The sequence below is a fragment of the Pseudomonas sp. B21-015 genome, assembly GCF_024749285.1.
GTDB lineage: Bacteria > Pseudomonadota > Gammaproteobacteria > Pseudomonadales > Pseudomonadaceae > Aquipseudomonas.
In genome coordinates, this window is the sequence record NZ_CP087196.1 from 5,923,738 (window position 1) to 5,942,552 (window position 18,815).

The following is an 18,815-nucleotide window of genomic DNA, read 5'->3' on the forward strand; positions in this document are numbered from 1 at the left end:
ACGCTGCGCTACAATCCTCCCCTTTGTGCTCTGGAGACCTCACATGTCTGACTTCTCTGGCTTGGCGCTGGTAATCGAACCGGGCGACCTGCTCCCGCGTCTCGACGCCCGCGAACTGATTCTGGTGGACCTGACCAGCAGCGCACGCTATGCCGCAGGGCATATCCCCGGCGCACGCTTTGTCGATCCAAAGCGCACTCAACTTGGCCAGGCGCCTGCGCCAGGCCTGCTACCGACCCAAGCCGCTCTTGAAGCATTGTTCGGCGAACTGGGGCACAACCCCGATGCGGTCTACGTCGTCTATGACGACGAAGGCGGCGGTTGGGCCGGGCGCTTTATCTGGCTGCTGGATGTCATCGGCCACAGTAACTATCACTATATCGACGGCGGTCTGCCGGCCTGGCTGGCAGAAGGCTTGCCCATGTCGATCCAGATCCCGCCTGTGGTCGGCGGCCCGGTCACCCTGACCCTGCACGACGAACCCACCGCCACCCGCGAATACCTGCAAAGTCGTCTCGGTGCCGCCGATCTGGCGATCTGGGACGCGCGCGGACCACTGGAATACTCCGGCGAAAAAGTGCTGGCAGCCAAAGGCGGGCACATTCCCGGCGCGGTCAATTTCGAATGGACCGCCGGCATGGATCAGGCGCGCAACCTGCGCATCCGCACCGACATGCCGAAAATCCTGGAACAGCTCGGTATCACCAAAGACAAAGAAGTCATTACCCACTGCCAGACTCACCATCGCTCTGGCTTCACTTATCTGGTGGCCAAGGCACTCGGTTATCCGCGAGTCAAAGGCTACGCCGGTTCCTGGGGCGAATGGGGCAACCATCCCGACACGCCCGTAGAGATTTAAGGTTTTTAAGGACAGTTAATGAATAAGCGTTTGTTTATCCTCAGCCAATACCTGCTGCCCCACCACTTGCTCTCGCGACTGGCCGGCTGCATTGCCGAATGCCGCGTGCGCTGGTTCAAGAACGCCTTTACCGCCTGGTTCGCCAAGCGTTATCAGGTGGACATGTCCCAGGCGCTGGTCGAGGACCTGACGGCTTACGAGCACTTCAATGCGTTCTTCACCCGCGCCTTGAAAGATGGCGCTCGCCCGCTGGACCCAACCCCGGGCGCGATCCTCAGCCCCGCCGACGGCGCCGTCAGCCAGCTCGGCCCGATCGAACACGGTCGTGTCTTCCAGGCCAAGGGCCACAGTTTCAGCGTGCTGGAACTGCTGGGGGGTGACGCGGCCAACGCTGCGCCATTCATGGGCGGTGATTTCGCCACCATTTACCTGTCGCCCAAGGATTACCACCGCGTACACATGCCGCTGGCCGGCACCCTGCGCGAGATGGTCTACATCCCCGGCCGCATCTTCTCGGTCAACCAGACCACCGCTGAAAACGTTCCGGAACTGTTCGCCCGCAACGAGCGTGTGGCGTGCATTTTCGACACCGAGCGCGGGCCGATGGCCGTGGTGCTGGTGGGCGCGATGATTGTGGCGTCGATCGAAACCGTCTGGGCCGGTTTGGTGACACCGCCCAAGCGCGAGTTGAAAACCTTCCGTTATGATGAAGCGGCCCGTGCGCCGATCCATCTGGAGAAAGGTGCGGAACTGGGTCGTTTCAAACTCGGCTCTACAGCTGTCGTGCTGTTCGGGCCGGATCAAGTGAAATGGGCTGAAGGGCTGGGCGCTCTTTCGCCCGTGCAGATGGGCCAGGGCATCGGCTTGCCAACCGCCTGACCCCTCGATCCGACCCCACGAACATCTTTCGTGGGGTCGGACATTTCCTCCTGCTGCGCCCCCTCCTCCAGCGCTCTTAGCTGCTACAGTCAAAGTCATTCGTTGCCCATTTCCTGGTCGGAGTTTGTCTACGGCATGAATGACACCAATCCTGCCCTGCTGCTACGCGCACCGATCCCGACGCAGTCGCGCCTGTCTTTCTGCGAAGCCACGCCTCGCGACCTCAAGCGCTGGATCGCCAACCTGCCCAAAGCCAACATCGGCGAAACCGCCCGCCAGTTGTACCAAGGCTTGAGCGAACTCAATCAACTGCTCACACCCAGTGACAATCGCCTGCAATTGCTCGAACTGCTGCGGCCCGAGGTGTATTACGTCTGCAAGCACCTGGAGCGGCATTTTCTGCATCAGACGATTGTGCTCGACGAGCGTTCGCGCAAGATCGCCAACCTTTGCCAGGCGCTGCAAAGCCACTTGGCGATCGGCTACAAGCAGATCGTCATCCGCATCGCACCGCGCTTGAGCAAAGACCGTGCGTCGCTGCTGACCCAGGCGTTGCAACGGGCCATCCATTGCCTGAACGGCGCGTTGATCCGCGCCACAGAGCTCTATTGTCCGGTGCCCGAAGGTCTGTGGCTGGAACTGCATCAGCTGTACCGGATCGGCTGTCAGTACCAACTGCAAAATACGAGCGTGCGTGATGAACTGGCCAGCCAGACGCAAAAGCTCAGCATCGAGCAAACTTACGTCGTCGCCCTTCTGCTGGGTGCTGCACGCTGCAATCAACTGCGCCAGAACCAGATCACCCGGCTCGCCGAGGTGCTGGAACCCTGGAGCCAATGGATCAAACTGCAACCGGCCCAACCGGACAGCGGGCTGTTTGCCGTCGCCCCGGATCTCGACAGCGGTCCGCGTTATCGCTCCAAGTTCCTGGCTGAACAACAGGAGAGCTTGCTGGGGATCGACCCGCAGCCCCTCGTCGCAGCCATCGAAACCCATCTGCAACAGTCGGCCGACAAGGCATCGCCGCTGCCCGTTCCGGCGGGGCTGAATCTGGATACGCTGCAACACCTGCATGCCGCCTGGAGCCAGGCCGCCGAGCGCAGTTTCCAGCGCACCGTCGGCCACGGCACGTTGACCCTGTGCGTGGGCATGAGTGCGTTGCACTTTTATCTCGGCGGGCACCGATCGTTCAATGACATCCTGAAAAAACCCGGCGCCCGCCCCGCGCAATTCTCGGCTACCGCCCCGACAGGTCGCGCCAAAGACCAATGGAGCCAGGCCTTCGACGCCGCCCCCCAAGGCACCGCCGACACACTGCTGCCCTACGAAGAGATCGAATACCCGCACCTTCAGAACGATGACAGCCATGAGGCAGCCGACCGCCAACAGCATTTCCCGACCTATGTGCTGGCGGTGATCAATCACAGCCCTGGCGGTTATTGCCTGGGCTGGCCTGGCGCAGTGCCCGCCGAGCTACAGGCCGGCGAGATAGTCGGTATCGAGGACACCGCGGGGCAAGGCTGGAGCATTGCAGTGGTGCGCTGGATCCGCCAGGTGCGGGGCGGCGGTACACAGATGGGTATCGAGCAGATGGCGCCTTGTGCCGAACCCTGCGGCTTGCAACTGATGCGCTCCGGTGACGAGCATAGCCAGTACTTGCGCGGGCTGTTGCTACCCGCCATCAGCGCCATTGAACTGCCGGCCACCCTGCTGACTCCGCGCCTGCCATTCCAGGAAGGCAATAAGGTGCTGATCAATACCAACGGCCAGGAACACCGGGCCGGGCTGGAGCGACGACTGGCGAGCACCAACAGTTTTAATCAGTTTGCCTACCGTTCGCTTGAGGCGGCCAAAAACGAAAACGCCGCGGGGAGCGGCGTGGTCGGCGCAGCGCAAGAGTTTGATTCGTTGTGGAAGTCGCTGTAACGGGGAACCCAAAAGCAAAAGATCGCAGCCTTCGGCAGCTCCTACAGGTGTTCACATACCCATGTAGGAGCTGCCGAAGGCTGCGATCTTTTGATCTTTTTAGAGCTGCCCGTCGCGATCCCGGAAGCCCAGCAGATACAGCACCCCATCCAGCCCAAGGGTGGAAATCGCCTGCTTCGCCGATTGCTTGACCAGCGGCTTGGCGCGAAACGCCACGCCCAGCCCGGCAATCGCCAGCATCGGCAGATCGTTGGCGCCGTCACCCACGGCAATCGTCTGCTCCAGACGCAAACCTTCCTTATGCGCCAGCTCACGCAGCAGATCCGCCTTGCGTTGCGCATCGACAATCGGTTCGACCGCCACGCCAGTCACCTTACCGTCGACCACTTCCAGTTCGTTGGCGAACACATAGTCGATACCCAGCTTGGCCTGCAATTGCTTGGCGAAGTAGGTGAAACCGCCCGACAGAATCGCCGTCTTGTAGCCCAGACGCTTGAGTTCGGCGAACAGGGTTTCGGCGCCTTCGGTCAGGCGCAGGGAAGCGCCGATGGAGTCCAGCACGCTGACGTCCAGCCCTTGCAACAGGGCCAGGCGCTCCTTGAAGCTGGCGCGGAAGTCCAGTTCGCCGGCCATCGCCCGTTCGGTGATCGCGGAAACCTGATCGCCCACGCCGGCGGCCTTGGCCAGTTCGTCGATGACTTCGGCTTCGATCAGCGTCGAGTCCATGTCGAACACCGCCAGACGACGGTTACGGCGGAACAGCGAGTCTTCCTGGAAGGCGATGTCGACGTTCAGCTCTTGAGCAACGCTGAGGAACTCGGCCCGCAGTGCTTGCGGATCAGCCGCCTCGCCGCGCACGGAAAACTCGATGCAGCCCTTGCCCTTGTCGGCCGGGGTATCGAGCGGCATGCGCCCGGACAGGCGATCGATATGGTCGATATTCAAACCATATTTGGCGGTGATCGAACTCACACGCTGCAATTGCTCGGCGGTCACTTTGCGGGTCAGCAGGGTGACGATGTGGCGTTTCTTGCCCTGATTGCCGACCCACAGCTGGTAGTCCGCTTCGGACACCGGCGTGAAACGCACCTGTTGCTCAAGCTCATAGCCTTTGAACAGGATGTCCTTGAGCACCGAGTTACCTTGTTCGGTATCGGGAATTTCAACCAGGATGCCGAACGACAGGGTGTCGTGGATCACCGCCTGACCGATGTCGAGAATGTTCACACCACCCTGGGCCAGAACGCCGGTAATGGCCGCAGTCAGACCCGGACGGTCGACTCCCGTGATGTTTATCAGGACGATTTCGCGCAAGGCGCACCCCCGCAGGTGGAAAAAAACCGCATTCTACCCATTTTCAGTGACCATCGGGCACCGCGAGCGCTTTGACGGTCCAAGGCCTGTCGCTATACTGCGCGTCAACTTCACGGACAAAGAGCCGAGCTCAAGTGAACCGGCCCACGCCAGTAAAAACCGATAACTTCTTTCTGCTGATCTTCCGGGCACTGCGTCATCGCCGTGTACCGATTGCATTGCGCATTGCCAGCCATAACGTGATCCTGGTCGCTCTGGCCCTGGTGATCTATGCCTGCGTGATGGGTTTGCAGTTCAAGCAGGCCATGCATGAGCAGGCGGATGCCCTGGGCGAAAGCCTGACCACCCAGACCGCTACGTCGGCCACGGAGCTGTTGGTGTCCAACGACATCCTCAGCCTGAACGTGCTGCTCAACAACCTGACCAAGAACAAACTGGTGGCCCATGCCGCCATCTACAGCGTGGATAACCGCATCCTCGCCGAAGCCGGTCAGCGTCCCAAGCATAGCCTGCTGGGCGAAGCCGAGGGCATGTACCAGAGCAAGATCACCTTCCAGGACGTGACCGCCGGGCAACTGCGCATCAGCCTGGACATGGATCAGTTCCAGCAGCCGATGACCATCAGCCTGCAAAGCATGGGCATTCTGAGTGCGATACTGCTGGCGCTGTCCCTGGCCTTGAGTCTGCGTCTGGGCCGGCACATTTCTACGCCACTGCTGCAATTGCGAGTGTGGCTGCGCAATATCGACGAATACACCCCGGCCACCGGGCGCCAGGATGAAATCGGCGATTTGGCTCGTCAGCTGCACGCCAATTTCGCGCCGGAGCCGGCCGAGCCTGAGCCCGCGCCGGAACCGGAATACGACGACAGCGATTACGAAGACGCCGACGCTAGCGAGCCGACCTTCGAAGTCCGTAACCTGCGCGATCCGAGTTTCGATGAAACCAAGCCTGTCGCCGGCCTTAAGCCTGCGCCACGGCGTATTGTCAGCACGGTCGAAGACGACGAGGACGACGAGGATCCGTTTGCCGATCTGCGTGACGACTCGGCAGACAGCGCGCCAACCCCCGTCGCAAAGTCGCAGGTATCGAACGTGCCTCAGCACAGCGCGGTACTGGCGGTGCAACTGGGCGCACAGGATCAGTTGCGTCGCCTGCCCCGCGCACGCCTGGAAGAACTGCTCAAACGCTACCGCGATTGCCTCGATCAGGCCGCGTCGCTTTACCAGAGCGAACTGCACACCCTGAACGATGGCAGCACGCTGATGCTGTTCCACACCGAAGACAGCGGCGATGACTACCTGACCAACGCCATCTGCTGCGGTGAGTTGCTGCGAGCCCTGGGCCATCAGTTGCAGATCGAAGTCGCCGACAGCGGCATCACCCTGCAATTGCAGCTGGGCCTGACCCTCGGCGACGAGTTGTTCGGTCTGAGCCAGATCGACCTGCTGCTGACTGAAACCGCTCAGGATGCACTGGCCCTGTCGCAACACAGCCGCAACCTGCTGCTGGTGGAGCGCAAGATCAGCGACGATGCGCTGATTCGTCAGCGTGCACGGATCCGCCCAATCGCAAGCCCAGAGGGTGCGTGCTGCGTAGAACGCTTGATGGAGCCTTATCCGTCGATGCTGGAGCGGCAACTGGCACGGATGCACGAACGCCGGGCGTAACACCACAGTTCCCGTTATAAAGAAGCCCGCAGGCAAGTGATTGTCTGCGGGCTTTTTGGTGACCGTCTGAAAAGATCGCAGCCTTCGGCAGCTCCTACAAAGTTCGCATACACCTGCAAACGCGGTCTACACGGTCCCTGTAGGAGCTGCCGAAGGCTGCGATCTTTTGATCTGGGCTTTTTGTTGCCTGTTCCGGCCCCATCGCGGGCAAGCCCGCTCCCACAGGGGGTTTCTGTCTTACACAGGTTCTGTATTCGCAGGGGTCAGCGCGGGAGCGGGCTTGCCCACGATGGGGCCGGCAGCGGCACCGCAGATCCCCAACCTGCAGAAACAACAAGGCCCGCATTTACGCGGGCCTTGTTTCGAATCCATCCAGGCTTAGAACCTGAACACTTCCATATCCGTGCGAATCGGTGAAGCCATCGGGATTTTTGGTTGTTTTTCCGGCTCTGCCGTCGGCGCTACAGGCTTGGCAGCCGGTTTGCGGGGTGCTTCGGCGATGGGTGGCTGGTTGGCCAGTGGCTTGAGCGCTGTCGACAGTTGCTCGGCCAGACGCTGCAGCAATACGCCTTGAGCCTGAACCTGAGCCGCAGTCCCGCCAGCGTGCTGTTCCTGCAGATGAATGATGCGGTTATCACGCACCTGACCACGACGGTCGATCAGGCGCCATTGCGCATCAAGAATTGCCGGTTGCGACTCACCCGAGTCCAGACGCGTGATGGTCAGCAGAACCTGAACATCCGGAGTAAAGCCCACTGTCGCGGGTGCCAGAACAACGCGTTGGCTGTCCAGATGACCGGCGATCTGACGCAGCAACAACTGATCGATATCCGACGACAGGCTGCCCGCCCACCGGCCATCGGCCGACGCTTGCAGGCTGCCATCCGGCTGACGCTGCAACAAGGTTTCGCGTTGCAGATAATCAGCAACCGTTACCGGGCCCAGCAATACCGCCATGCCGGCGCTTTGCGCAGGCTGTGCCGGACTTCCGCTGTCCAGCTGATACAGCGACACTGGCTGGTGCACGCTGCAACCCGCCAGGCCAAGAACGCCAGCGAGCATCAAAATAAAAGGAAGGCGCAGAGCAGTCATCGTCCCATCCAGGTGGCTGCCACAAGGCTCACCACAGTGAAAATACTCAAAAAATATGAAGAACGCTCGGCCACGCCGGCGCTTGAAAGGCCATATCATCCGTGAATATGCGTTCCGACTCCAGCGCCAAAGCGTCGATCTACGCGTTAAATCGTAGATCGAGCGCTCTAGGACGCTTAATTGAGGTTTTCGACGAACAGCGCATCCACCCTCTGAAAGCCACGTGGCAGTTTGTTGCCGCGACGCCCACGCTCACCTTTGTAGTGTTCGAGGTCGTCCGCTTTCAGCGACAAGGTACGTTTTCCGGCCTGCAGTACCAAGGTGGCACCTTCCGGCAAAACGGCGATGTCCGTGACATATTCTTCGCGACTGGCAACACGTTCACCGGAAATCCCGATGATCTTATTCCCTTTACCTTTACCTAATTGTGGCAGATCGCTGATTTTGAAGATCAGCAGGCGACCCTCGGTGGTCACCGAGGCCAGCCAGTTGTGCTCACGATCGACCACCGGACGCGGCAGAATCACTTTGGCGTTGTTTGGCAGGCTCAACAGGGCCTTGCCCGCCTTGTTCTTGGCTTGCAGGTCTTCACCCTTGACCACGAAACCGTAACCGGCGTCAGAGGCGATCACATACAGCGAATCGTCTTCAGGCATCAGCACGCATTCGAAACTCGCCCCTGGCGGCGGTGTCAGGCGGCCGGTCAGCGGCTCGCCCTGGCCACGGGCCGAGGGCAAGGTGTGGGCCGCGACCGAATAACTGCGGCCGGTGGAATCGATAAACACTGCAAACTGGTTGGAGCGACCGGCCGCCAAGGCCTTGAAGCCGTCCCCGGCCTTGTAGGAAAGCCCGGTGGCGTCGATTTCGTGCCCCTTGGCCGAACGAACCCAGCCTTTTTCCGACAGCACGACCGTCACTTTCTCGTTCGGCAGCAGATCGTGCTCGGTCAGGGCCTTGGCCTCGGCGCGCTCGACAATCGGCGAACGACGGTCGTCGCCGTAGGTTTCGGCGTCCTTGATCAGCTCGGTGCGTACCAGTTTTTTCAGCTTGGCTTCGCTGCTCAGCAGCGCTTGCAGCTTGGCTTGTTCCTTGAGCAGTTCATCCTGCTCGGCACGCAGTTTCATCTCTTCCAGTCGCGCCAACTGGCGCAAACGGGTATCGAGGATGTAGTCGGCCTGGATTTCGCTCAGGGCGAAACGCTCGATCAGTGCGGCTTTCGGGTGCTCCTCGGTGCGGATGATGTGAATTACTTCATCCAGATTGAGGTAAGCGATCAACAAACCGTCCAACAGGTGCAGGCGACGCTCAACCTTGTCCAGGCGAAATTGCAGGCGGCGACGCACGGTCTGCACCCGGAACTCCAGCCACTCGACCAGCAAGGCCCGCAGGTTTTTCAGCTGCGGCTTGCCGTCCAGGCCGATGATGTTGATGTTGACCCGGTAGCTCGACTCCAGCTCGGTGCTGGCGAACAGGTGCTGCATCAGCGCGTCGTGATCGAAGTTTTTGCGCACAGCGGGAATGATCACGATGCGGCATGGGTTTTCGTGGTCGGACTCGTCGCGCAGGTCAGCGATCTGCGGAGCCTTGGAAGGCTTGGCCTGCATCATGCCCGCGATCTGTTCCAGCACCTTGGCTCCGGACACTTGGTGCGGCAGCGCGGTGACGATGATGTCGCCGTCTTCAATGTGGTACACGGCGCGCATGCGCACCGAGCCCTTGCCGGTTTCGTAGATTTTCAGCAGATCGGCGCGCGGCGTAATGATTTCCGCTTCGGTCGGGTAATCCGGGCCCTGGATGTGTTCGCAGAGTTGTTCGACCGTGGCTTTGGGCTCATCGAGCAAGCGCACGCACGCCGTCGCGACTTCGCGCAGGTTGTGCGGCGGCACGTCGGTGGCCATGCCCACGGCAATACCGGTGGTGCCGTTGAGCAGGATGTTCGGCAAACGGGCCGGCAACACCAAAGGTTCTTCCAGCGTGCCGTCGAAGTTCGGGCCCCAGTCCGCGGTGCCCTGGCCCAGTTCGCTGAGCAGCACTTCGGAATAACGCGACAGCCGCGCTTCGGTGTAACGCATGGCGGCGAAGGACTTCGGATCGTCCGGCGCACCCCAGTTACCCTGGCCGTCGACCAGCGTATAGCGGTAGCTGAACGGCTGGGCCATCAGCACCATGGCTTCATAGCACGCCGAGTCGCCGTGAGGGTGGAACTTACCGAGCACGTCACCGACGGTACGCGCCGACTTCTTGTGCTTGGAATCAGCGTCCAGCCCCAACTCGCTCATCGCATAGATGATGCGCCGCTGTACCGGTTTCAGGCCGTCGCCGATATGCGGCAGGGCACGGTCCATGATCACGTACATGGAGTAGTTGAGGTAGGCATTTTCGGTGAAGTCAGCCAGTGACCGGCGTTCTACACCGTCCAGGCTGAGATCAAGGGAGTCGCTCATGCGGGCCTCATCGGTTCGTTGTCTGGCGCAGCAGCATGGTGCCACCGCGCTGGGTAAATTCAAGTTTGTTCAGTGCGCTCATGCCGAGCAGCACCTGATTGCCGTGCAAACCGGGCGCCACCAGCGCGCGAACGTCACGCAGCACGATGCCCCCCAGTTGCAGCCGGTCGAGACGGGTTCGATAACCCTCGCTCAAGCCATTGGCCGTGCTCAGGGTCACCCCGAAGCCTTTTTCCAGTTTCAGCCGTTCGGCCACTTCGGCCGGGATCGACACATCGGTCGCACCGGTATCGAGCATGAAATCCACGGCCTTGCCGTTGATCTGGCCAGTGGCGACAAAATGCCCCTGGCTGTTGCTGATCAGCTTCACTTCGATAAAACCTTCGCCCTGCTCAGAGCTGACGACGGTGTTGGGATTTTGCTGACGTTCCTCCCACTGACCAAAGAACCGCGTCGCCAGAAACAGCGCGGCGCACCATGCCAGTATCATCAACACCCGGCCGGCGCGTTTGCCCGGCGGTTGCTGACTCATGGCTTGGCACTCCAGCCACCTTCAGGCGCGGCAAAGCGCCAGACAATCGGGCGTTTTTCGCCGTCGTTACGTGCACCGTCGTTGTTATCAATGCCGATCCAGGCACCGTCGGCATCCACCACCAGCGCTTCCGCCAGCCCATAGGCCTGTGAATAACGACGGTTTTCCTGGAAGGCCTCGGCGGCAAACGACCAGCAACGCTCGACCTTGGCGGTCACCGCATCACGGCGGCAGACCTGAAAGGCGTTGCGTTCGAGGGTAAACAGCTTGCCGTCGAACAGTGACAGATCGGCAAAATCCCGGGAGACCGCTTTGGCCTTGGGAAATTGCGCTGGCTGCATTTCCACCCCGGCCTCACTCAGCAGCGCACAGCCACCGTTGCAGTCCCAGACCGTTTGCTGGCGCTTGATCAGCAGCAAACCGCGGCGCTCACGTTCGGCGGCCAGCCACAGCGTGTCACCGGCCGAATTGATCGCCAGGCCTTCGAGCAACGCATTGAAGTGCAACAGCATGCCGCTGGCCCGCGCTTCGCGAACCAGCATCGGCGAGATTTTCAGCCAGGACGCCGGCCCGATTGGCGGGACTTGCAGCACCGCGGCGTGGGCTTCGCTGACGACGTACCGGTTGCCGGCGCTGTCGCAAGTGATGCCTTCGAAATCCAGATCCCCGCCCCGCACGAACGACGCCACCCAGGTCCGCGAACGCAAGCCCCAGGGCAAACCGCTGTCAGGCACCAGAGGTACGTCGATGTGCACGGTTTCGGCTAGCCAGGTGTTGTTGCGGGTGTCGAGGCGATAGATTTGATCATCGTCGCGATCCGAAACGGTCCACAGCTCCTTGCCACACTGGGCCAGCCCCGACAGATTGCCGCCGCGCATGCCGTCGACAGCATGTTCGGACAACAGGCGCAGCTCGGGTGCAGGCTCCGCGCAAACCGTCACCGAAGTCAGCAGCAACGCACACGCCAGGGCCCAGCCAAACCGCATCAGCCCAGAACCTCGGCCAGGTTGCCTTTGGATTCCAGCCAGGTCTTGCGATCGCCGGCGCGTTTTTTCGCCAGCAGCATGTCCATCATTTCCGAGGTTGCGGCGAAATCTTCCAGCGTCAGTTGCACCAGACGCCGCGTGTTCGGGTCCATGGTGGTTTCGCGCAGCTGCGGCGGGTTCATTTCACCCAGGCCTTTGAATCGAGTGACCTGCGGCTTGCCGCGTTTCTTCTCGGCCACCAGGCGATCGAGAATACCGTCGCGCTCAGCCTCGTCGAGGGCGTAGTAAATCTCTTTGCCCAGGTCGATACGGTACAGCGGCGGCATGGCGACGTAGACGTGACCGGCATCCACCAGCGGGCGGAAATGCTGGACGAACAAGGCACAGAGCAAGGTTGCGATGTGCAGACCGTCGGAGTCGGCGTCGGCGAGGATGCAGATCTTGCCGTAACGCAGCTGGCTCATGTCCGCCGCGCCCGGGTCGACGCCAATCGCCACGGCAATGTTGTGCACTTCCTGGCTGGCCAGCACTTCGCTGCCGTCGACTTCCCAGGTGTTCAGAATCTTGCCGCGCAACGGCAGGATCGCTTGAAACTCTTTGTCCCGCGCCTGCTTGGCCGAACCGCCGGCGGAATCACCTTCCACCAGGAACAGCTCGGAACGCATCGGGTCCTGCCCGGCGCAGTCGGCGAGTTTGCCCGGCAGCGCCGGCCCTTGGGTAATGCGCTTGCGCTCGACTTTCTTGCTGGCCTTAAGACGACGGCCGGCGTTGTTGATCGCCAGCTCCGCCAGCAACATGCCGGTTTCCGGGTGAGCGTTGAGCCACAGGCTGAAGGCGTCCTTGACCACACCGGAAACGAAGGCGGCCGCTTCACGGGATGACAGACGCTCTTTGGTCTGACCGGAGAATTGCGGCTCCTGCATCTTCATCGACAGAACGAACGCGATACGCTCCCAGACATCTTCCGGCGCCAGCTTCACGCCGCGCGGCAGCAGGCTGCGGAATTCGCAGAACTCGCGCATGGCATCGAGCAAGCCCTGACGCAGACCGTTGACGTGAGTACCGCCCTGGGCTGTCGGGATCAGGTTGACGTAGCTTTCCTGAACGCTGTCGCCACCCTCGGGCAACCACAGCAGCGCCCAATCGACCGCTTCTTTGTTACCGGCCAGGCTGCCGCAGAACGGCTCGTCCGGCAGGCGTTCGAATTCGCTGACCGCGTCTACCAGGTAGGAGCGCAGGCCGTCTTCGTAATGCCATTCGACTTTCTCGCCGGTGGCCTTGTCTTCAAAACTGACCAGCAGCCCTGGGCACAAAACGGCCTTGGCCTTGAGCACATGCTTGAGGCGGCTGATGGAGAATTTCGGTGAATCGAAGTACTTCGGGTCCGGCGCGAAGAACACGCTGGTGCCGGTGTTGCGCTTGCCGACGGTGCCAATCACTTCCAGCTCGGTTTTCTTGTAGCCATCGGCGAAAGTCATCTGGTATTCGTTGCCGTCGCGCTTTACGCGCACCCGGACTTCGGTCGACAAGGCGTTGACCACGGAAATACCCACCCCGTGCAAACCGCCGGAGAACTGGTAGTTCTTGTTGGAAAACTTGCCGCCCGCATGAAGCTTGGTGAGGATCAGCTCGACACCCGACACGCCTTCTTCCGGGTGAATGTCCACCGGCATGCCACGGCCGTCATCGCTGACTTCCAGGGAGTGATCGGCGTGCAGGATGACCTGCACCGACGTCGCATGCCCGGCCAAGGCTTCGTCGACGCTGTTGTCGATGACTTCCTGGGCGAGGTGGTTCGGCCGACTGGTGTCGGTGTACATGCCGGGGCGTTTGCGCACCGGGTCGAGGCCCGAGAGGACTTCGATGGCGTCTGCGTTATAAGAGCTAGCGCTGGGAGTGGCCATGGGGTCTCGTCGTCAGTGTTCGTTGAAATAGGGGCAAAGCGTCACAGTGTTGTGAAGTCGATCGCCTGATACAAATCTGCGCCGATGTCGGCAAAACTCAATATTGTCGGCAGTTGCGCGGCAAAACCCTGGAAACCATGGTCGCCGCCGGCCTGAATGCGCAAGGCACAGGCCCGGTAATATTGCTGGGCGAGGCGATAGTCCAGCGTTTCGTCGCCGGTCTGCAACCACACTTGAAACCGCTGCGGATCCCGGGGCGCCAGCACTTCCAGCTCGGCCAGGGCCGTCACATGGTCGTGGCTCAATTCCCAGGTCTCATTGGTATACAGGTTTTTCTGCGTTCCCAGAAACCCGTCGAACATCCGGTGCGGACTGACGGCAGGGTTGATCAACAGGGCTTTCAAGCCATGGCGCTCGGCCAGGTGAGTCGCATAGTAGCCGCCGAGTGAGCTGCCGACCAGCAGTGGCCGCCCCAGCTCCACAATCGCCTGCTCCAGCTGAGCAATGGCCTCGCGGGGATGGTGATGCAGGGCCGGCACACGCAACTGATCGCTCAAGCCCAGCCGTTCCATCACATTGATCAACTGGCAGGCCTTTTTCGACGCCGGCGCGCTGTTGAAACCGTGGATATAAAGGATCGAACCAGACATTTGAGCGCCCTGTGCGTCGGGTAAAGAGGCGCAGTTTACAGGGAGATGGGGAGATCGGGGATATCCGCAGAAATCGGGTCGTCTTTGCGGACGCCATCGCGGGCAAGCCCGCTCCCACAAGGGTCTGAGGCGCTCACAAATCCCCTGTGGGAGCGGGCTTGCCCGCGATGGCCGCGCCTCGGTCTTTGGAAATGACAAATAAATCAGTAGCCGTTGGAGCCGTAATCAATCTGGAAATCGAAACCGGTGATGCGCTCAACGCCTGTCTCGAGCTGGCCATCCGGCAACAGCCGCAACCACCGATACCCCGGCGCCTGCTCATTTACCTTGAAATCATCGCTGCCCGGCTCGAACTGAATGCAGGTCGAGGGCGATGCCATCAGGCGAACGCCATTGCGCAGTTGATCAATTTCCTGATGCACATGCCCCCAAAGCACTGCGCGAACTTGAGGAAAGCGATCCAGCACCGCGAACAACGCCTCTGGATTGCGCAATCCAATGGGCTCCATCCACGCACACCCGATCGACACCGGATGATGATGGAAACACACCAGATGATGCCGTTGCGGTGCTTCGCTCAACGAGCGCACGAGCAACTGCAACTGCTCATCCTGCAAATACCCCGGCACCGACCCCGGCACGGCAGAGTCGAGCAACGTAACCCGCCAGTTGCCGATGTCCACCACCGGCTCCAGCAGCGCACTCTGCACGGCCGCCTCGGCCATGATCCGTGGCTCGTCATGATTGCCGGGAATCCAGCGTCCCGGTGCATCGATCTGCCGCGTCAGGTCACGAAACAATTGGTACGACTCCAGCGTGCCGTCCTGGGACAGATCGCCACTGGCAATCATCAGATCGATTCGCGGCTGCTGCTTCATTACCAGCTCAATCACTTGTTGCAGGCTGTCGCGGGTATTCATGCCTAGCAACGTCCCGTCCGCCTCGGCAAACAGATGACTGTCGGAGAGTTGCACCAGCAACGCCGGATCGGCGGTGGTCAATGTGGATACGCTCGGCAAGGCGTTCTCCCAGGGCGTGATCACGGGATTGATGAGTGCCGCAATTATGCTGGGGGACAATCAAAAGAGGAAACCTGTGAACCGGACGCAGTTCACAACTACACAGGGCTCTTAGCGCACAACGGCGTATTCGTGCCCGCAAGCTAGACAATGACTCAGCCATTCCCCCAGGAACAGATTGAGCTGAGCCTTTTCATCCGGCTGATGCATCGCGGCGTTCGGGTAAGGATAGATGCCGCGAAAGCGTCGTGCATGTTCGGCGCTGATGACTTCGGCCATCCGTGCGTCGTGGTACACCTGCACTTCCAGTTGCGGCACCGGCAACCACGGCAAGCTGTGTTCCTGACGCACTTGCAGGGTGGTGGTGTACGGACAGGCTTGCAGCACTTCCAGGGCCAGTACGCCAAGCATCTGGTCGCCCTGGGTCACGGCAATGCGCCGGGCCGCCGGATCGTTGCGCATGTCCGGCAACAGTCGCATCAGGCGCGCGTAGTTGGCCTCGCAGGAGGCTTGCAGCCCCACGAGGTCAACCCGATAGCGATCGCGCAGTTTGTTTACGACCATAACCCCCTCACTTCCACGCGGTTCAAAGCCAGCCATTGCAAGGCAATGATGCTTGCCGCGTTGGCAATACGTCCATCGCGCATGGCTTGCAGGGCATCTTCGAAGGCCCAGACCGTGACGCGAATATCTTCTGCCTCTTCCTCCAGCCCATGCAGGCCGCCAACCCCGGCACTGTCGCAACGCCCCAGGTACAAATGCACAAATTCGTTACTGCCACCCGGCGATGGAAAATACTTGGTCATCGGCCAGAGTGCCCCGAATACAAGCCCAGCTTCCTCCTGCGCTTCGCGGTGAGCAACTTCTTCCGGTATTTCATCCTTGTCGATCAGACCGGCGACCAGTTCGATCAGCCATGGATTATCGGTCTTGCCCATGGCGCCGACGCGAAACTGCTCGATCAGCACCACTTCGTCGCGCTGTGGATCGTAAGGCAGCACGCACACCGCATCGTGGCGCACGAACACTTCACGGTTGATCTGGCGACTCATGCCACCGGCGAACAATTCGTGGCGCAAGTGCACGCGGTCGAGCTTGTAGAAGCCCTCGTAGCACTTTTCGCGCCGAACGATATCAACGGTGGTCGGAATGGCGTTGGCAAAATCAGTCATGACAATCCTCTTTACTGCAAATCCGATCCGAGGCTCCTTTTTGTTACTTGCAACCCCGACTTCGCGCCATCCTAACGCGCCCGCGATGTTTGATGCAGCCCCTTTACAGTCAGCGGGATAGACGGTGAAGACGAAACCAACTCTAATTAGCTTAGTGGCGAACTGACTGCTTCGTTGATAGTCGAAGCGGGTAACTTTTCGCCTTCCCCTGTTTCATAAAGGACGCCCATGTCGCTTTTCAAGATCGCCTCCGTGGCCGCCATCGCCCTGACCCTGGGTGCGTGCCAGAGTCTTTTCCAGCCCAATTACCGGGCGCCGCTGGAAACCACCCGCGACGCTTCCGAACAGCTGAAACCGGGTTGCGCCAACCCTGAATGCCCGCTGGTGAACATCGATACGCTGCGTTTCCCGGCTGAGCCTGCGCTTGACGGCATCATCGAAAAACGCCTGCTGCAAATGACCCGCACCTCGCCCGACGCCCCTATAGCGCCGACGCTGGCAGCGTATCGCGAGCAGTTTTTGAACAGTGCCGGCCCTCGCTACAGCAGCTATCTGCAAGCCAAGGTACGTGAGCAGCATGACGGCTTGGTGATCATTGAATTGTCCAGCTACCTGGATGACGGCGGTGCCCATGGCACGCCGGGCCGCGGCTTCATCAACTACTCACGCCAACAGCATAAAGTGCTGACGCTGTCGGACATGGTGATCCCGGGCCAGGAAGAAGCGTTCTGGAAAGCAGCCCAAGTGGCGCACAACAGCTGGCTGATCAGCACCAAACTCGATCAGGAGCCGGAGTTCGTCAAGAGCTGGCCCTTCGTGAAAACCCAGAACGTGGCGTTGACGTACGGCGGGGTGATCCTCAAGTACGAAGTGAGCACCCTCGCGCCTTACGCGCTGGGCCACGTCGAACTGAAGATCCCCTACCCACGCCTGAACGGCATTCTCAAGCCTGAGCTGTTTCCCGGCCGTAGCTGAAGGCTCGACCGAGCACCAGTTGCAGCAGCCCTGCCAGAATCAACGACGGCAGGGTTGCGCCGATGTCCGGATACAGATTAGCCAGCAAATGATAGGTGCTCACCCCGCCCAACCAGGCGAGTAGCGCCGGCCAGCGCAAGGCAGCCGAGGCCACTTGGCTACTGCGTTTGCGCAGGATGAAGTGATCCACCAGCACCACGCCGAACAGCGGCGCAAACACCGAGCCGATCAACAGCAGGAAGTTTTGATACTGGGCCAATGGCGCCAGGCACGCGATCAGCGTGCAGATCACGCCGATGGCCAAGGCCAGATGCTCAACTTTCAAGCGCAACAGAATCCCGCTGGATACCGCCGCCGAATGAATATCGGCAAAGGCATTTTCTGATTCATCCAACAGAATCAGCAGCAGCGGAATTCCCAGACCGGCACCGGCCAGCGCCAGCAGCAAGGCATTCACTTCACCGCTCGGCGCGAACGCCAGGGTGTACGCCACGCCCAGACTCATCAGCCAGAAGTTACCGATAAAGAAGCCCAGTGCCGTGCCGCCGAAGACATTCTTCGCACGCTTGCCGAAACGCGAGTAGTCGGCAATCAGCGGCAACCAGGACAGCGGCATCGCGATCGCGATGTCGAAGCCCACGGCAAACGGCATCGAACCGTCACCGGCCTGCGCCCACAATACGGCCAGATCGGCCTTGGCGAACAGGTTCCAGGTCAGCCAGATGCACGCAGCCAGCAGCAGCCAGATACCCCACTTGCGCAGGATCTTGCGCACGAAAGTCAGCGGGCCGCTGACGGCGAGCAAGGTGGCCAGTGCACCGAAGAACAGCGTCCACAACAGCGGATTCGACAGCAGGCTGCCTTCGCTGAATGCACGGGCGCCGAGCAGGCTGGCAGCGTCGCGCATCACGATGATTTCGAATGCCCCCCAACCGATCAGTTGCAACAGGTTCAACACCGCCGGAAGGCTGGCGCCTTTTTTACCGAGGCTGAGTTTGAGTGCCGCCATCGACGACAGGCCGGTGTCGCTACCAATCACGCCGACAGCGGCCAGCAACAGCACGCCGACCAGCGTGCCGAGAAAAATCGCCAGCAACGAGCCGGACAGGCCCAGACCCGGGGCGAGCAGCGCGCCGGTCTGCAACACCATCAGGCCAATGCCGAGGGAGAACCACAGGGAAAACAGATCGCGGCCGCCGAAGACGCGTTTGTCGGTCGGCACCGCGATATCCGGGGAGTAAGTGCTGGGTTGGATGCTCAAGGGTGTTATCTCAGAGGAACATTTGTTGTTTTTTTGATCGCTATCGCGGGCAAGCCCGCTCCCACAGGGGATGTGTGTACGACACAAGCCATGTGGGAGCGGGCTTGCCCGCGATGGGGCCCTCTCAGGCCC

General features: G+C 60.7%; 16 protein-coding genes. 5 read left to right on the forward strand and 11 right to left on the reverse strand.

What is annotated here, in order from left to right:
- Positions 1–43: 43 nt before the first annotated feature.
- The 3 genes from LOY38_RS27050 (at position 44) to LOY38_RS27060 (ending at position 3,664) form a co-directional block, all read left to right on the forward strand.
- A complete protein-coding gene (locus LOY38_RS27050; protein ID WP_258697836.1) occupies positions 44–859 on the forward strand; it encodes a rhodanese-like domain-containing protein in 816 nt (271 codons plus the stop codon).
- A gap of 18 nt (positions 860–877) precedes the next feature.
- Positions 878–1,738 (forward strand): archaetidylserine decarboxylase, encoded by an 861-nt coding sequence (gene asd, locus LOY38_RS27055; protein WP_253417043.1) that lies wholly within the window; start codon positions 878–880, stop codon positions 1,736–1,738.
- Between the two features lie 135 nt (positions 1,739–1,873).
- Complete coding sequence (locus tag LOY38_RS27060; RefSeq protein ID WP_258697837.1) at positions 1,874–3,664, forward strand: molecular chaperone; 1,791 nt, start codon at positions 1,874–1,876, stop codon at positions 3,662–3,664.
- Positions 3,665–3,763: 99 nt separating this feature from the next.
- On the opposite strand, the gene serB is transcribed toward LOY38_RS27060, so the two are convergent.
- On the reverse strand, positions 3,764–4,978 hold the full coding sequence (gene serB / locus LOY38_RS27065; RefSeq protein ID WP_258697838.1) for a phosphoserine phosphatase SerB: 1,215 nt from the start codon (positions 4,976–4,978) through the stop codon (positions 3,764–3,766).
- Between the two features lie 134 nt (positions 4,979–5,112).
- Here serB and LOY38_RS27070 point away from each other — a divergent pair, with 134 nt between their 5' ends.
- On the forward strand, positions 5,113–6,648 hold the full coding sequence (locus LOY38_RS27070) for an AhpA/YtjB family protein (RefSeq protein ID WP_258697839.1): 1,536 nt from the start codon (positions 5,113–5,115) through the stop codon (positions 6,646–6,648).
- A 378-nt stretch (positions 6,649–7,026) separates the two neighbouring features.
- Here the strand turns inward: LOY38_RS27070 and LOY38_RS27075 are convergent, their stop codons facing one another.
- The 9 genes from LOY38_RS27075 to LOY38_RS27115 all read right to left on the reverse strand — a co-directional run bounded on the left by LOY38_RS27075 (position 7,027) and on the right by LOY38_RS27115 (position 16,447).
- Positions 7,027–7,740, reverse strand: coding sequence for a membrane integrity-associated transporter subunit PqiC (locus LOY38_RS27075; RefSeq protein WP_258697840.1), 714 nt, complete (start codon positions 7,738–7,740; stop codon positions 7,027–7,029).
- Positions 7,741–7,916: 176 nt separating this feature from the next.
- Entirely contained in the window at positions 7,917–10,184 is a 2,268-nt protein-coding gene (gene parC / locus LOY38_RS27080) for a DNA topoisomerase IV subunit A (protein WP_258697841.1), read from the reverse strand.
- A 7-nt stretch (positions 10,185–10,191) separates the two neighbouring features.
- Positions 10,192–10,716: a TIGR02281 family clan AA aspartic protease gene (locus tag LOY38_RS27085; RefSeq protein ID WP_258697842.1), complete on the reverse strand. Its 525-nt coding sequence runs from the start codon at positions 10,714–10,716 to the stop codon at positions 10,192–10,194.
- Positions 10,713–11,702, reverse strand: coding sequence for an esterase-like activity of phytase family protein (locus LOY38_RS27090; RefSeq protein WP_258697843.1), 990 nt, complete (start codon positions 11,700–11,702; stop codon positions 10,713–10,715). Before LOY38_RS27090 ends, LOY38_RS27085 begins: the two co-directional genes overlap by 4 nt.
- A complete protein-coding gene (gene parE / locus LOY38_RS27095) occupies positions 11,702–13,606 on the reverse strand; it encodes a DNA topoisomerase IV subunit B (protein ID WP_258697844.1) in 1,905 nt (634 codons plus the stop codon). The genes LOY38_RS27090 and parE overlap by 1 nt, the downstream gene beginning before the upstream one ends.
- Before the next feature lie 41 nt (positions 13,607–13,647).
- On the reverse strand, positions 13,648–14,256 hold the full coding sequence (locus LOY38_RS27100; protein WP_258697845.1) for a YqiA/YcfP family alpha/beta fold hydrolase: 609 nt from the start codon (positions 14,254–14,256) through the stop codon (positions 13,648–13,650).
- Between the two features lie 203 nt (positions 14,257–14,459).
- The gene (gene cpdA / locus LOY38_RS27105; RefSeq protein ID WP_258697846.1) at positions 14,460–15,275 is read right to left on the reverse strand and encodes a 3',5'-cyclic-AMP phosphodiesterase; all 816 of its coding nucleotides are present in this window, start codon (positions 15,273–15,275) and stop codon (positions 14,460–14,462) included.
- Between the two features lie 111 nt (positions 15,276–15,386).
- Positions 15,387–15,839, reverse strand: a complete 453-nt coding sequence (locus LOY38_RS27110; RefSeq protein ID WP_007939629.1) for a DUF1249 domain-containing protein — start codon at positions 15,837–15,839, stop codon at positions 15,387–15,389.
- Positions 15,830–16,447, reverse strand: a complete 618-nt coding sequence (locus LOY38_RS27115; RefSeq protein WP_258697847.1) for an NUDIX domain-containing protein — start codon at positions 16,445–16,447, stop codon at positions 15,830–15,832. The genes LOY38_RS27110 and LOY38_RS27115 overlap by 10 nt, the downstream gene beginning before the upstream one ends.
- A gap of 228 nt (positions 16,448–16,675) precedes the next feature.
- Here LOY38_RS27115 and LOY38_RS27120 point away from each other — a divergent pair, with 228 nt between their 5' ends.
- Complete coding sequence (locus LOY38_RS27120) at positions 16,676–17,422, forward strand: RsiV family protein (protein WP_258697848.1); 747 nt, start codon at positions 16,676–16,678, stop codon at positions 17,420–17,422.
- Here LOY38_RS27120 and cytX read toward each other — a convergent pair.
- Positions 17,391–18,683 (reverse strand): putative hydroxymethylpyrimidine transporter CytX, encoded by a 1,293-nt coding sequence (gene cytX / locus LOY38_RS27125; protein WP_258697849.1) that lies wholly within the window; start codon positions 18,681–18,683, stop codon positions 17,391–17,393. The two genes, LOY38_RS27120 and cytX, sit on opposite strands and share 32 nt — an antisense overlap.
- Positions 18,684–18,815: the final 132 nt, after the last annotated feature.

Excerpts from the sequence above, each read along its gene's own strand:
- LOY38_RS27050 (WP_258697836.1), top strand. The coding sequence starts at position 44 with ATGTCTGACTTCTCTGGCTTGGCGCTGGTAATCGAACCGGGCGACCTG.
- asd (WP_253417043.1), top strand. The coding sequence starts at position 878 with ATGAATAAGCGTTTGTTTATCCTCAGCCAATACCTGCTGCCCCACCAC.
- LOY38_RS27060 (WP_258697837.1), top strand. The coding sequence starts at position 1,874 with ATGAATGACACCAATCCTGCCCTGCTGCTACGCGCACCGATCCCGACG.
- LOY38_RS27075 (WP_258697840.1), bottom strand. The coding sequence starts at position 7,740 with ATGACTGCTCTGCGCCTTCCTTTTATTTTGATGCTCGCTGGCGTTCTT.
- parC (WP_258697841.1), bottom strand. The coding sequence starts at position 10,184 with ATGAGCGACTCCCTTGATCTCAGCCTGGACGGTGTAGAACGCCGGTCA.
- LOY38_RS27085 (WP_258697842.1), bottom strand. The coding sequence starts at position 10,716 with ATGAGTCAGCAACCGCCGGGCAAACGCGCCGGCCGGGTGTTGATGATA.
- LOY38_RS27090 (WP_258697843.1), bottom strand. The coding sequence starts at position 11,702 with ATGCGGTTTGGCTGGGCCCTGGCGTGTGCGTTGCTGCTGACTTCGGTG.
- parE (WP_258697844.1), bottom strand. The coding sequence starts at position 13,606 with ATGGCCACTCCCAGCGCTAGCTCTTATAACGCAGACGCCATCGAAGTC.
- LOY38_RS27100 (WP_258697845.1), bottom strand. The coding sequence starts at position 14,256 with ATGTCTGGTTCGATCCTTTATATCCACGGTTTCAACAGCGCGCCGGCG.
- LOY38_RS27110 (WP_007939629.1), bottom strand. The coding sequence starts at position 15,839 with ATGGTCGTAAACAAACTGCGCGATCGCTATCGGGTTGACCTCGTGGGG.
- LOY38_RS27115 (WP_258697847.1), bottom strand. The coding sequence starts at position 16,447 with ATGACTGATTTTGCCAACGCCATTCCGACCACCGTTGATATCGTTCGG.
- LOY38_RS27120 (WP_258697848.1), top strand. The coding sequence starts at position 16,676 with ATGTCGCTTTTCAAGATCGCCTCCGTGGCCGCCATCGCCCTGACCCTG.